Origin of the sequence: Acinetobacter johnsonii CIP 64.6 (assembly GCF_000368045.1) — a bacterium.
Lineage (GTDB): Bacteria > Pseudomonadota > Gammaproteobacteria > Pseudomonadales > Moraxellaceae > Acinetobacter > Acinetobacter johnsonii.
This window is the reverse complement of sequence record NZ_KB849236.1, coordinates 1,046,126-1,059,444: the sequence shown is the minus strand read 5'-3', so window position 1 is coordinate 1,059,444 and position 13,319 is coordinate 1,046,126. Positions and strand designations below refer to the sequence as shown.

The following is a 13,319-nucleotide window of genomic DNA, read 5'->3' as shown; positions in this document are numbered from 1 at the left end:
ATTTAGTGTGCTGTAGCAGCCGAAGCCTCTACGGCAGGATCCGCAGTTGCAGCATCTGCAGGTGCATTTGCAACTTCAGCAGGAATGTCTTTGTTCTTTTCATCCAATTCTGGCTGATCAATCGCATCAATTGCCGCTTGTTGTTCAGCCGTTACAGCTTCTTCAACTGCTGCTGTTTCAGATGCCGCAGCAGTTTGCTCTGGTGCTTCATTTTTCTTACAAGCAGTCAGTGCCAATGGTGCTAACAAAAGTGCAGCAAGGGTCATTTTTAAATTCATAATGTTTTCCTAGAACAGATGATTTAATGCCCTGTAGTTTATTTCAGCATTATTTCATTTTCATGACTGAATGATGAATAGATTTGTTAATCCCATAAAAAAAGGTTGACCGAAGTCAACCTTTTTACAACAGCATGAGCACACAATAATTATTGTGCACGCTCTATCAGCGCTGCAACTGCTGGAAGTGTTTTACCTTCGACAAACTCAAGGAAAGCACCACCACCGGTTGAGATATAACCAATTTTGTCTGCAACTTCGTATTTATCAATAGCAGCTAAAGTGTCACCACCACCTGCAATAGAGAACCCAGCAGATTCAGCAATCGCTAAAGATAAAGTTTTTGTGCCTTCGCCGAATTGATCAACTTCAAATACACCCACTGGACCATTCCAAAGAATCGTTTTCGACGTTTTCAAGATTTCAGCAAATGCTTTTGCTGTTTCTGGACCTACATCCAAAATCATGTCATTGTCAGTCACATCTTCAACTTTTTTCACGACTGCTTTAGCAGCAGCCAATGAACCTAAGAAGTCTGCAAAATCGATTTCAGAAGCATCAGCTACTACAACATCTGTTGGAAGCGGTACAGAAACTTTTGCCGCAATTGCTTTTGCTGTATCGATCAAATCATTTTCACACAATGATTTACCGACATTGAAGCCTGCTGCTGCCAAGAAAGTATTGGCAATACCACCACCCACGATCAATTGATCACAAATATCAGAAAGTGATGTCAACACATCTAACTTAGTCGATACTTTAGAACCCGCAACAATAGCAACCATTGGTTTTTCAGGGGTTTGTAATGCACGGCCAAGTGCATCTAACTCAGCCGCCAATAAAGGACCCGCTGCTGCAACTTTCGCTAAACGTGCCACACCTTCAGTTGATGCTTCTGCGCGGTGCGCTGTACCGAATGCATCCATCACAAATACATCACAAAGTGCTGCATATTTTGCTGCAAGTTCTGCATTGTTTTTCTTTTCACCCGCGTTAAAACGGCAGTTTTCAAGGAGTACCACTTGACCTGCTAAAACTTCAACACCATCAAGGTAATCCGTCACTAATTGAACGTCTTGACCCAATGCTTCAGTCAAATACGCAGCAACAGGTGCTAATGATTGTTCTGGTTTTGGCTCACCTTCAACTGGACGACCAAGGTGAGAATAAACCATTAGGGCTGCGCCTTGTGCTAACGCTGCTTTAATTGTTGGTAAAGCGGCACGTAAACGTGCATCGCTTGTAATCACACCATTTTTAACAGGAACGTTTAAATCTTCGCGAATAAGAACACGTTTACCCGTTAAATCGAGGTCAGTCATACGCTGAAAATTCATGTAGAGCTCTCTTTCTATATATAAAAATCGCGTCGATTTTAAATGATTATGCAAAAAAAGGTTAGCTTCTTTTGCAGAAAAGCAAACGAAAGGCAAAGTTTTGCTATCATAGTGAAAAGTCTCACTAGATTTAGCATTTATGTCTATTCATCCTGATCCAAATCTAAACCGTTTAAACGTTTTGGGTGAACCTTTATCCAGCTGTTGTTATTCCCCGATTACGGGATATTTCCGTAATGGTTTTTGTCATACAGCACCTTCCGATTTGGGACAACACACGATCTGTGTTGAAATGACCTCTGAGTTTTTAAATTTTTCTCAGCGTGTAGGTAATGATCTCATTACCCCTGTGCCTGAAGTTGACTTTCCAGGTCTACAACCTGGTGACTTTTGGTGTATCTGTGTGACCCGTTGGGTAGAAGCTTATCAGGCCGGTTTTGCGCCTCCTGTTAAAGTTCAAGCTTGCCATCAAGCTGTACTGTCCTATGTACCACTGAATGTGCTTATGGAATATGCAGTCGAATGAATACTTCAGAAATCATCTTGGCATCAAGCAGTCAAACTCGTAAAGACCTCATGAACCGTTTACGCCTAGACTACCGCTGCGTTGTCCCTGATATAGACGAATCGCCTCGTGGTGAAAGCCATGCCGATGATTTAGCCAAGCGACTGGCTTTTGAAAAAGCGCATGTCATTGCGTCACAAAACCCTGAAGCAATCGTGATTGGTTCAGATCAAGTGGCATGGCGTGAAGGTGCACCCGATATTTTTATTGGTAAGCCATTGAGTACTGAAAAAGCCATTAAACAGCTACAGGCCAATTCGGACAAAATTGTCTACTTCAGTACCGCACTCAGCGTGCAGCAACACTCAACAGGTTTTGAACGTAGTCTAGTTGAGCACTATAAAGTTAAGTTCCGTAAACTGGGACTGCCTGAAATTCAGCGTTATGTTGAAATTGAACAGCCACTGATGTGTGCAGGAAGCTTCAAGTGTGAAAGCCTTGGTATCAGCTTATTTGAACAAATGATAGGACAAGATCAAACCACGTTGATGGGTATGCCTATGATTCAGTTATGCAATATTCTGCGTGAATTAAAAGTACTTGTGCCATAATTATTAGAAGTGTTTTTAGTTGATTCCCAATAAATTGAACGGCAGCAGATGTTGCCGTTCAATTCTGAATATTAAATTTAACAAGATCATGAATATAATTATGGCCAATCGCTCAAAGCTTTTTAGACGAATTTGCTGAGAGATAAGCTTGAATGAGTCGTTTAAAGTACATTCGAATGAATAGACTACGGTACAGCGTAATCAGCATAAAAAGAATAAGAAATGAAAATAGACCAATATTATTAGGGTCAAAGCTACTCACATTTTCCCTCTGTCTAAAGAGATATTTGACAAATAACAATGCCAATACCAAATAGCCATACCACATTTTATTATATAGCGGATGATCTTCAGCAAGACTTTTGGCTTGTCTAAAAAGTAAAATATGCTGATATTGCGGCACCTTAGCCAAATTTTTTGTTTTGTATATCCTATCGATTGAGGATGATTTTTTCGCTAATTTGGACTGACTTTTCCCTCTTTCTTTTTGCAATATCTCATTCGCCATTTTCTCGGCATCTTCTTTACTTAACATTAGGGTGTGTTGACACTTTTAGCTTAAAAAAATAGCGAAGTAGTAAAATCAAATCGCCAAACCCAATTTTACTATTCGCTATGCCTCTTACCATGCTGACAGATCAACACTGGCAAAAGTTGAAAGTTATTCTGCGTAATTTATCCATTCACCACAACTCAAATTTACGCAATTTTATTGAAGCTATTCTCTATAGAATTAGAACAGGCTGTCCGTGGCGAGATATTCCTTGTTGTTTTGGTCATTCAAACTCTATTTTCAAACGTTTTAATCGTTGGTCAAGCAGCGGTTAGTTACTTAGATTATTCAAATTATTAGCCTCATGCCCCGATATGGAGTGGATTTTTATTGATGGCTCTCATGTACGTGCTCATCAACATTCTGCCGGCATAGCGAATCAATCTATTTCTAAAAGTGTAGGAGGAAACTCCTCAAAAATACATTTGATTGTTGATGCACATGGCAATCCTATTGATTTCATGATTACCGATGGAACCACACATGATGTTAAAGTTGCACCTGATTTAATATCAACATTAGATTTAAAAGAGACAAAAGTGGTATGTGCAGATAAAGGCTATGATTCAGAACCACTGCGTGAACAGATCAGGAAAACAGGGACTAAAGCGAATATACCAAAGAAAACAAATAGCCAATCGAACAATGACCATATGGACTGGTATTTATATAAAATCAGGCATTTAGTTGAAAATATGTTTTGTAGATTAAAGCAATTTAGAGGAATAGCTACTCGATATGACAAGCTCAAAAGAAATTATCAAAGTTCTGTTGCTTTAGCCTGTATATTTTTATGGCTACCTTTATAGGGTTAATTATGAACAGTAAATGTCAACAGACCCTATTTTTCTTCACTATATTTTAGACCTATTATGCTGTAAAAATTTTGATGCCTGCAATCATAACGACTCAGACAAACTTAATTTATTTAAATCAACCAAGCGCATTTAAATAAATCTAACGATACTTGCACATAGGCCTTCGATCATAAGACAATAGTCACAATATTGTTTTAAATTTGCTTAGGCTATTTCCATGTCCCAATCTCTTGATGTTCTTGGCGGTATTACAGCTGAACAGTTCCTTGCCGAATATTGGCAAAAAAAGCCATTATTGGTCCGCAACGCGCTGCCTGAAATTATCAATATTTTAGAACCTAGCGATATCATGGAACTGGCTTTAGATGAAAATGTCACAGCTCGTCTCATCAAACAAAAAGACCGTGACCCAAATCAGTGGTCGGTCAAGTCTTCACCGCTGTTAAAAGCTGATTTCCAAAAGATGCCAAAACTCTGGACTTTATTGGTTCAAGCCGTAGACCACTACTCTTTTGACTTAGCAGCACTGTGGAAAAAATTTCCTTTTATTCCGCAGTGGCGCCGTGATGACATCATGGTGTCTTATGCACCTAAGGGTGGCTCTGTCGGAAAGCATTTTGACTTTTACGATGTCTTTTTAGTTCAAGGTTATGGTCATCGTCGTTGGCAGTTGGGTCAAATGTGCGATGCTGAATCTGAGATTGTTGCAGGCCAACCTTTAAAATTACTGCCTGAAATTGACGTACATTTTGACGAAGTATTAGCGCCAGGTGATCTACTTTATGTACCACCAGGTTTATCACATTTTGGTGTAGCCGAAGATGACTGCCTGACTTTCTCTTTTGGCTTCCGTATGCCAAACGTCACCGACATGGTAGACCGTGTAGGCGATAAACTGTCTGATAACGCGCTATTGCGTAATCCTTTGCTCGATATTGTTCGTGACCAACAAAGCCCGATCGGCCAATTAACACAAAACGAATTGGATTATTTAAAAGCAGAAATTTTGGCGCAGCTACAAAATTCAACTTTGCTTGAAGATGCTATTATGACCTTGATGTCAGAGCCGAAATACCCTGAAAATATTCCTGAAGCTGAAGAAATTGGCACAGGAGATTTAGAAGGTATTTTAGACCAAGGCTATCAGCTGATCTTAGAACCCGCTTCTCGCCTACTTTATACTCACGATGAAGTTGAATTCTTATTTTGGGCCAACGGTGAAGGGCTATGCATTTCGGAGCAATTTGCACCATTACTCAAGAATTTAGCAGATGGTGAAGCACTCTTACTTGATGAAAGCTTATATGATGCCGATATTCTAGAAGACATTGCGATGCTGATGAACGAATCTGTCTTAATGCTACTCCCACCCGACGAAGCTTAAGCAGACCAAGTGCTGGGTAGTCTAATCTACTCAGCACTTTCTCCTTCACCAAACCTTAAACTGGCAATAATTTTGGTACAACCTTTTTCAGACTCGATATTGAGCTCAGCACCAATTTTTTCTAAACGCATTTTCATACTGCGCATACCAATGCCCATCCCGTGGTTAAGCACACACTCCACATTAAAACCTACACCATCATCCTGAATAATCATGACCAAGTGAGTTGTACTTGGATAATACATTTTTACATCAATATGCCGTGCTTGACTGTGCTTCATAATATTGGTCAAACTTTCTTCAAGCACACGAATTAAAGTCAAACATTGTAGAGCTGTCGGTTGTATTTCCCATGCCTCAGGAATGCTCCAAGTCGCTTCAATATCCAACTCATCCATGATCTGACTAAACCGATGCCGAACAGGTGCAATCCATAACACTGGATTATCTGGCGTTTTGTTATTGGTTAAGGAACCACTGTCAATAATTTGTCTTAAGTCATCTCGGAGCAATTTAAGGATGGATAAAAATTGTTGATTCGACATGGTGCTGGAGCTCTGATCCACCAAAATCATGGAACGAACCAAGGATGCACCCAAACCATCGTGCAAATCATGCGCTAAATGAATACGCTCTTGTAGACGGACATTTTCAAGCTCTAATTGATGTCGAGCATATAAACTAGAGGACAGATTACTGGTCACAAAGCTTACACGCTGCTCAAGCTCACTATTAAATCTTTGTATTTTCTTTATATTTTTATCTAAGCGCGTTGCGAGAATAATCACAATAAAAAAAGTGATCACCGGTGAGGTATACGGCGATAAAGGCTGATGGTCATTAATATGTCCATCAAGAAGTAATGAAATATCGTAAAGCATAACGATAAGAATCACACTTAAACAAACGGCCAACAAAATAAAATCACGGCGCTTGGTCTTATAGGCACGATAAATCACGAAGCAAAACGATGCGATAAATAGTGCTATACACAACAGGAAAATCACAGCAAATACGATATTGACCATCAAGCTCGGGATAAACAAGATGGTGACAATACACACCGCAGCAACTAAAAATAAGGTTTTCTCTAACTCTGCAAACTTTGTTTTCACAAAACGCAGCAAGTAAATGGAAAAGCAAACATTGTATAAAACAAAATAAGTCAGGGTGGTTTTCATGACCCATAAAGAGTTTGGATATGGAAACACTTCTCGATTGATGACATTCCAAATAAACAACACCCAAAACAAACAGCTAACAGAAAACCACAGAAATGTCGTTTCATTGCGTCTAAAAAACCAAATGACAAAACACACCAAACCTAAGGTGGTGGAAATAACTAAGTTGACTTGAAACAGCGCCCTTTTATTCCAAAGTCGTTTTTGCTGCTTATCATATGCTGTTGTGATATCAGAAAATTCTAAATTACCTAAACCCGGACTTTCATAACTATTACCAACCACATAGACCCAAATGTCATTGTTTTTTTGTTTTAAGCTTTCGACAGGAAGGATCCAAAAACGCGGAGTATTCCAACTTTTTGATAGGGGTTCAACTAAATGCTTATCTTTCCAAAGCAGGTTTCGATTAAAAAAAACAGCGCCTGCGCTACTCATGCCTTCCACAGAAAATGCTAAAGGCTGCTTCAGTTCATTACTGTCGTTACAACTCCAATGCCAATTAAAATGGTACCAAACGCCGCCATCGTAATGTGGCCAGCGTTCTGTCCACACGTCAGGGTTTTTAACCTCTACCCATCCCGTCTTCGGAACAACATCGATAGAACTTGTTTTCACCGCAGAAATTTTATCGACATTCACTTTACAGGTTGGACTAACAGCAAAGTTCGTTTGTGCGGAACTGGCAAAACTAAGCACACACAAACACAGTGTGACAAAAATGCTCAGCCAGCCATTTCTCATAAAATACCTAAAGAACGCGCAGTACTGACTGCTTTGGTTCTTTTTGAAACAGAAAGCTTGCGGTAAATATGCTTAATATGGCTTTCAACGGTATAGCGCGAAACAAATAATTGCTCAGCAATTTCGCGGTTACTCAGGCCTTGTGCCACCAAGTTTAGAATTTCAGTTTCTCGATTGGTCAGTTGATCATAGTCCTGACCATCCAACTGCTCTACACGCTCAGTTTGGGGGGTATTTGAGGTTGAGATTTGATTTAAAATTTCGCGAGCAATAAAGGGATCAATCGGCGCTCCGCCGCGCAAAATACTCCGTATCGACATCAATACTTCAGCATCATCACGTTCTTTCAGTACATAGCCATTCGCTCCTGCCTTAATCGAGGCAAATAAACTTTGCTGTGTACTCCATGCCGAAATCACCAAAATTAAGGCGCTTTCGTCTATTTCTCTAAGTTTTTCAATTAAGGTAATACCATTTCCATCGGGCAAACCTAAATCAACTAAAGCTAAAGAAATCGGTTGTGATGCAATAATTTGCATGGCTTCAGCTAAATTTTTAGCAAAAATCAGCATATCTTGACTATAGCCTAGCTCCGACAGGATCAGATCTAGGCGCGAGCGAATCATGGCTTCATCTTCCACGATTAAAACAGGTGCAGGCAAAACAGTTTCCTTATTTTTCACTGAAGCTTCCCCTTTTTCTTATCATTCTTCAACCACACTATACCGATGCAAACTTGGCCTAACCTATCCCTAGAAGTAAGTAATTTATAATTTTTTCTTTCGAACTATAAGCCCTTATTTATTTTCATTTTATATACTTTAGATTCTGAAAGATATCAATCTGCACAAAATTTATCCATAATTTTAATATTGGATTCCTCCTGCAAATAATAAGGGGCGTAACAACAATTTATTACTTGTAGATGAAACAGAGACTTGGCACATTAGGTTTAAACAACCAGGAAGGATGCCCAGCCATATGTCTAGCCCTGCTCAATCCATACGTCATAAATTGCTGAATACATTTTTTTCACGGCACTCCATTTGGCTACTGTGTATTTTTATTTTTTTGAGCATTTCTTTTTTTCATTATAGCCGCACCCCTATCTATATTAATTATTTTATTTCAGACACTTTACTGAACAGTATTTGGCTGATTACAGGTTTACTGAGTCTTGTTGGCTTGCATGATGTTTTACAAAATAAACATTCGATCTTAAAGAACTACCCGATCATAGGGCATTTTCGTTTTATTTTTGAAGATTTCCGCCCCGAAATTCGCCAGTATTTTATTGAGGCCGATCAAGACGCACTGCCTTTTTCACGTATGCAACGCAGTCTGGTCTATCAACGTGCAAAAAACCAAAATGCAGATAAACCATTCGGCTCCATTATCGATGTCTATGCAGATAATTACCGTTTCATGACTCATTCACTGAGCCCATGCACACCTGCTGACCCTAAAACCTTCCGTATTCTGGTGGGCAATTCGCAATGTTCACAACCTTATAATGCTTCTATTTTCAATATTTCAGCCATGAGCTTTGGCAGCCTGAGTGCCAATGCCATTCGCGCTTTAAATAAAGGAGCGCAAATGGGTGGTTTTTACCATGATACTGGCGAAGGCAGTTTAAGTCCGTACCATCTTGAGTATGGAGGCGATATTGTTTGGGAGTTAGGCAGTGGTTATTTTGGCTGCCGTACCCTAGATGGTCAATTTGACCCTGAAAAATTTGCCGTTCAAGCCAAACGACCTCAAGTCAAAATGATCGAAATCAAGCTCTCTCAGGGAGCAAAACCCGGTCATGGCGGGATTCTACCGAAAGATAAAATTTCTGAAGAGATTGCTGAAATACGTGGAGTCAGTCGCGATCATGACTGTGTTTCTCCCTCAAGTCACTCTGCTTTTAAAACTCCAATTCAGATGATGCATTTTATTCAAAAACTGCGTGAGTTATCTGAAGGCAAACCTGTCGGCTTCAAGCTTTGTATTGGCCAGCCTTGGCAGTTTATGAGTATTGTCAAAGCCATGCTACATACTCAGATTATTCCTGATTTTATTGTCGTAGATGGTTCAGAAGGCGGGACTGGTGCAGCGCCTATCGAGCTGATAGATAATATGGGCGTACCACTACGTGAAGGCTTACTTTTTGTACACAATACACTGGTCGGTGCCGGTTTACGTGATCAGATCAAAATTGGTGCCAGCGGCAAATTGGTGAGTGCCTTTGATATTGCCAGTACCATGGCAATTGGTGCAGATTGGGTGAACTCTGCACGAGGGTTTATGTTTGCGGTGGGTTGCATTCAAGCACAAAGTTGTCATACCAACCAATGCCCTGTTGGTGTCGCAACGCAAGACAAAGAGCGTCAAAAAGCAATACATGTGCCCACAAAAGCCGAACGCGTTTTGCATTTTCATGACAACACATTAAAGGCACTTTCAGAAATGATTGCTTCAGCGGGCTTAAAACATCCAGCAGAAATTAAAGCACGCCATTTAGCGCAGCGTATTAATGACCGAGAAATTCGAAACTATGCGCAGCTACATTTTTGGTTAAAAGATGGTGAACTGCTGTCTTGTGAAAATAAAGATGAAGAGAACTTCTATTTCCGTATGTGGAATATGTCCAAATTAGAACATTTCTAAATAAAAAGGAGGCTCTATCAGCCTCTTTTTTTATTTTCGATAACAGAAATCACAGAATGTTAGTAATAACCACTCGATGAACCCTGCGCATGTAAAAAGGCTGGAATTAGACCTGTTAATGCCGCACGAATATCTGAACGTTCATTGATCAATTGATGTGAACCTTCCTCCAACATCAATAAAGTTTGTAAGCGGAACTTTTCACGAATAAACTCAATGTTATAACGCCAGTCTACCGTCTGATCCAGCGCACCTTGGGCTAACCAGACAGGAATGCGGCAGGCTGGGCGCTGCTCCATTTCCAACATCCATTTGGACATAGCCAAAATCCAATCCATACCCATCATGCGAGGTTGTAGCGGATCTTTTAAACGAACAAAGCGTAAGAACTCTGGGTTGTGATTATTCCGCCTAAAATGACGCGGCACTTGACGTTTAATCCGACGAATGATGCCTAATCCAACTGAATTATGCCACCAAGCGGATTTTGCAGGTCGAATGAGTGGCGACAACAACAAGACACGTTGTACATAAGGATTTTCACGGCGTTCGGCAAACTCAAGCAAATGATGCATCAAAATTGCACCACCCGTGCTCTGCCCTATGCCTAGCCACGGTTGCGGTAGCTGTTCTGCATGTTTGACATAACGTACCACAGCATGTAACACATCTTGATAATGATCAAAATTTTGGATATTCGCAGGTGATCCATCACTGAGTCCATGCCCCGGAAGATCATAGGTCAGTACACTAAAGCCTTGTTCAAGCAACTCTTTAATAATGGGTTGATAAATTCCGCTATGCTCTAAATAACCATGCAACAGACAGACTGAACCTTTGATTTTTTCAATTTTTGGTGCAAAAACTTGGACATGCAACTTAAATAAGGGCATTTGAACATAACCTTGCCAGTGATCACAGTCCAACGCATCTAAACCGTATAAACGACGATAAGATACCATCTCCACCGATGCCTCATACGGCTGGTTTAGATTCAAAGGCATTAAAAGCTGTGGTGTTGTCTCACGACTCGGCACAGGAAGTTCAAGCTGTTTGAGTACCGAAGGATTTAAAAAAGGAAGTTCAGGCATTATGGAATCTCCCGACAGTCACTCGAACCCAACAGTACATCGCGTATCGTTGCGAGCATTTCATAATTGGCACGGCGACTATGATCATAATTTTGTTCACTTGGACGCCATTGGGTTAATTGGGTCGGCATAGGCGCCTCTATCGGCTGTGTTTCGATACCATTTAAAGCAAATAAACGGCGTGTACGTGGCATATGATATTGATCTGTAATTAAAATCACTCTAGGCGCACCACCTTTTTTCTGCAACAGCAAAGAGCTAAAGCGCGAGTTTTCGCAGGTGTTCATACTACGATCTTCCAATAGTTTCGCATCGACGCCACGTGCCTTTAACCATTTTTGCATATACGGGGCTTCGACACCGCTAAGCACAATGGGGAGCTTGAACTGTTGTTCTACTTGTAAAGTGGTTTCAAGACGTAGTCGCGTATATTCATTCACCACAATATCTTTACGGTTTTTGTCTAAAGTTAATCCGCCACCCAAAACAACTATGGCATTCGGCATGTTTAATGCCGCTTTTCTCTCTTCATTTTGTGCATGTATTTGTGCGATGTCCTGATAGATTTGTTCATCTATCGGCTCTTCCTCTACAGTCTCAACTTTATGTGTTTTTAAAAAGTCGAGATAATGTTCCATCAAGGCTTTATTTTCTTTGCTATTCAGCTCTAGCAGTTCTTTGACATTTTCAGTCGGGTCAACCTCAGAACTTGCCGTCTCAACCACCAAAGGAATTTGAGGCTTTTGCTCTTTTTCTTGCTCTTCACGCTGTTCAGAAATAATTAACTCTTGCAGTGCTTTATAACGTGCCTGAATCGTGGTTAGGTTTTGCGAATTATGTTCTTTAATTTGCTCTTCCATCAACTGTAAATACGCTTGACGGGCAATCCACAAATCAGAACCCGGTTCTAAGCTCTCTTGCTCACTGAGTGCCGCCATTTTTTGACTTTGTGCTGCAACTTCATTGACGTCTACAGGGACAAAGGCATTTAATGTCGCCACAATCAGCTTAGAGTAAAAAGGCGTATAAATAAAAATCATTAAACAGCCGAAAAATGCAAACAGCACCGAAGTGATTTGCATTAAACGTACCATTTTATGGGTTTTACTCATACTTTTAACGATCCTGATGAGATTGGATGAGACCCGCCGAATTAAATAGCACAGGCTCAGGTTCCAACAAAACTTTAAATTTATTATACACATCCTGCTGTACTGCACGGTATGTGCTCTGTACATCGTTCAAATCTGCATTGGCATAATTCACTAAAACCAAGGCTTGTTTGGCAAACATCCCGACCACACCAAGCTGCTTACCTTTCCAGCCCGATTGATCAATCAACCAACCTGCTGCAATTTTAACATCACCATTCGCCTGCGGATAATGTGGCAGTTTTTCAAATTGTTGGGCTAAAAGGTCATAAGCTTGCTGACTAATAATTGGGTTCTTAAAAAAACTGCCTACGTTAGGAAATTCTTTCGGATCAGGCAATTTACTTTGACGAATCTGAATCACTTGTTGTTGTAAATTAAAAGCAGTGAGCTCATCACCCACGGCTTGTTTTAAGTCACCATAGCTAATTTTCAAATCTTCTTTTTTCAACAACTTGAAGGTCACATGCGTAATCACATAGCGATTTGGATCATCTTTAAAAATACTATGACGATAACTAAATGCACAGTCTTTAGCTTGAATATCGCTAAATGTTTTCAACTGTCGGTCATAGACTTGCACGCTTTCGATGAACTCACCGGCCTCTACACCATAAGCCCCAATATTTTGTACAGGAGATGCGCCCACGAGGCCCGGAATCAATGCCAAATTCTGTAAGCCAAATAAATGGTGTTCTGTCGTCCAAAGCACAAAGTCATGCCAAACTTGACCCGCACCGACCCGTATAGTTTTGGTAGTTGCATCTTCAGACAGGTTTTCTACGCCTAGAATGTTCATATGCACAACTAGAGCATCAATTTGTGCAGGAAGCAGCATATTACTTCCACCAGATAAAATCATGACATTCAAAGCGTGTTGCTGTGCATAATCCAATGCGTCTACAAGCTCATCTGGATTGTGAATTTGAACATAATGAGAGGCTATCGCATTTAAGCTTAACGTATTAAAAGGTTTAAGCTGTTTTTGTGTTTCAATTTGCATGCACGAAC

Annotated in this window: 12 protein-coding genes and 1 pseudogene; 5 read left to right on the top strand and 8 right to left on the bottom strand. The window is 40.3% G+C overall.

All coding sequences use genetic code 11. The features are described 5' to 3' along the window. Window positions 1–2 precede the first annotated feature (2 nt). Both F986_RS16225 and F986_RS16220 read right to left on the bottom strand, forming a co-directional pair. A complete protein-coding gene (locus F986_RS16225; protein ID WP_004696954.1) occupies window positions 3–278 on the bottom strand; it encodes a hypothetical protein in 276 nt (91 codons plus the stop codon). Between the two features lie 149 nt (window positions 279–427). Beyond that, window positions 428–1,618 carry a phosphoglycerate kinase gene (locus F986_RS16220; protein ID WP_004696951.1) on the bottom strand — a complete coding sequence of 397 codons (1,191 nt, stop codon included), beginning with the start codon at window positions 1,616–1,618 and terminating at the stop codon, window positions 428–430. Window positions 1,619–1,757: 139 nt separating this feature from the next. Between F986_RS16220 and F986_RS16215 the strand changes: the two genes are divergently transcribed. Next, on the top strand, window positions 1,758–2,144 hold the full coding sequence (locus F986_RS16215) for a DUF2237 family protein (RefSeq protein WP_004696950.1): 387 nt from the start codon (window positions 1,758–1,760) through the stop codon (window positions 2,142–2,144). After that, entirely contained in the window at window positions 2,141–2,734 is a 594-nt protein-coding gene (locus tag F986_RS16210; RefSeq protein ID WP_004696948.1) for a Maf family protein, read from the top strand. The genes F986_RS16215 and F986_RS16210 overlap by 4 nt, the downstream gene beginning before the upstream one ends. A 112-nt stretch (window positions 2,735–2,846) precedes the next feature. Here F986_RS16210 and F986_RS16205 read toward each other — a convergent pair whose 3' ends face one another. Next, on the bottom strand, window positions 2,847–3,269 hold the full coding sequence (locus tag F986_RS16205) for a hypothetical protein (protein ID WP_004696946.1): 423 nt from the start codon (window positions 3,267–3,269) through the stop codon (window positions 2,847–2,849). An 80-nt stretch (window positions 3,270–3,349) separates the two neighbouring features. On the opposite strand from F986_RS16205, the pseudogene F986_RS16200 reads away from it, so the two are divergent. Both F986_RS16200 and F986_RS16195 read left to right on the top strand, forming a co-directional pair. Continuing rightward, a pseudogene (locus F986_RS16200) lies at window positions 3,350–4,115 on the top strand (IS5-like element ISAba31 family transposase). 207 nt (window positions 4,116–4,322) lie between these two features. Beyond that, window positions 4,323–5,489, top strand: a complete 1,167-nt coding sequence (locus F986_RS16195) for a ribosomal protein uL16 3-hydroxylase (RefSeq protein WP_004696944.1) — start codon at window positions 4,323–4,325, stop codon at window positions 5,487–5,489. A 26-nt stretch (window positions 5,490–5,515) separates the two neighbouring features. Here F986_RS16195 and F986_RS16190 read toward each other — a convergent pair whose 3' ends face one another. Further along, the gene (locus F986_RS16190) at window positions 5,516–7,414 is read right to left on the bottom strand and encodes a sensor histidine kinase (RefSeq protein WP_004696943.1); all 1,899 of its coding nucleotides are present in this window, start codon (window positions 7,412–7,414) and stop codon (window positions 5,516–5,518) included. After that, a complete protein-coding gene (locus F986_RS16185; protein WP_004696942.1) occupies window positions 7,411–8,097 on the bottom strand; it encodes a LuxR C-terminal-related transcriptional regulator in 687 nt (228 codons plus the stop codon). Before F986_RS16185 ends, F986_RS16190 begins: the two co-directional genes overlap by 4 nt. A 298-nt stretch (window positions 8,098–8,395) precedes the next feature. Between F986_RS16185 and F986_RS16180 the strand changes: the two genes are divergently transcribed. Further along, window positions 8,396–10,066 carry an FMN-binding glutamate synthase family protein gene (locus tag F986_RS16180; protein ID WP_004696941.1) on the top strand — a complete coding sequence of 557 codons (1,671 nt, stop codon included), beginning with the start codon at window positions 8,396–8,398 and terminating at the stop codon, window positions 10,064–10,066. A gap of 59 nt (window positions 10,067–10,125) precedes the next feature. Here F986_RS16180 and F986_RS16175 read toward each other — a convergent pair whose 3' ends face one another. Genes F986_RS16175 through murB form a run of 3 tightly spaced genes read right to left on the bottom strand, consistent with a single transcriptional unit; the run spans window position 10,126 to window position 13,311 of the window. Beyond that, window positions 10,126–11,157: an alpha/beta hydrolase gene (locus F986_RS16175; protein WP_004696940.1), complete on the bottom strand. Its 1,032-nt coding sequence runs from the start codon at window positions 11,155–11,157 to the stop codon at window positions 10,126–10,128. Continuing rightward, window positions 11,157–12,269, bottom strand: a complete 1,113-nt coding sequence (locus tag F986_RS16170) for a YdcF family protein (protein ID WP_004696939.1) — start codon at window positions 12,267–12,269, stop codon at window positions 11,157–11,159. The genes F986_RS16175 and F986_RS16170 overlap by 1 nt, the downstream gene beginning before the upstream one ends. Window positions 12,270–12,273: 4 nt before the next feature. Further along, window positions 12,274–13,311: a UDP-N-acetylmuramate dehydrogenase gene (gene murB, locus F986_RS16165; RefSeq protein WP_004696938.1), complete on the bottom strand. Its 1,038-nt coding sequence runs from the start codon at window positions 13,309–13,311 to the stop codon at window positions 12,274–12,276. Window positions 13,312–13,319: the final 8 nt, after the last annotated feature.

Excerpts from the sequence above, each read along its gene's own strand:
- F986_RS16220 (WP_004696951.1), bottom strand. The coding sequence starts at position 1,618 with ATGAATTTTCAGCGTATGACTGACCTCGATTTAACGGGTAAACGTGTT.
- F986_RS16180 (WP_004696941.1), top strand. The coding sequence starts at position 8,396 with ATGTCTAGCCCTGCTCAATCCATACGTCATAAATTGCTGAATACATTT.
- F986_RS16210 (WP_004696948.1), top strand. The coding sequence starts at position 2,141 with ATGAATACTTCAGAAATCATCTTGGCATCAAGCAGTCAAACTCGTAAA.
- F986_RS16175 (WP_004696940.1), bottom strand. The coding sequence starts at position 11,157 with ATGCCTGAACTTCCTTTTTTAAATCCTTCGGTACTCAAACAGCTTGAA.
- F986_RS16170 (WP_004696939.1), bottom strand. The coding sequence starts at position 12,269 with ATGAGTAAAACCCATAAAATGGTACGTTTAATGCAAATCACTTCGGTG.
- F986_RS16215 (WP_004696950.1), top strand. The coding sequence starts at position 1,758 with ATGTCTATTCATCCTGATCCAAATCTAAACCGTTTAAACGTTTTGGGT.
- F986_RS16190 (WP_004696943.1), bottom strand. The coding sequence starts at position 7,414 with ATGAGAAATGGCTGGCTGAGCATTTTTGTCACACTGTGTTTGTGTGTG.
- F986_RS16205 (WP_004696946.1), bottom strand. The coding sequence starts at position 3,269 with ATGTTAAGTAAAGAAGATGCCGAGAAAATGGCGAATGAGATATTGCAA.
- F986_RS16225 (WP_004696954.1), bottom strand. The coding sequence starts at position 278 with ATGAATTTAAAAATGACCCTTGCTGCACTTTTGTTAGCACCATTGGCA.
- F986_RS16195 (WP_004696944.1), top strand. The coding sequence starts at position 4,323 with ATGTCCCAATCTCTTGATGTTCTTGGCGGTATTACAGCTGAACAGTTC.
- murB (WP_004696938.1), bottom strand. The coding sequence starts at position 13,311 with ATGCAAATTGAAACACAAAAACAGCTTAAACCTTTTAATACGTTAAGC.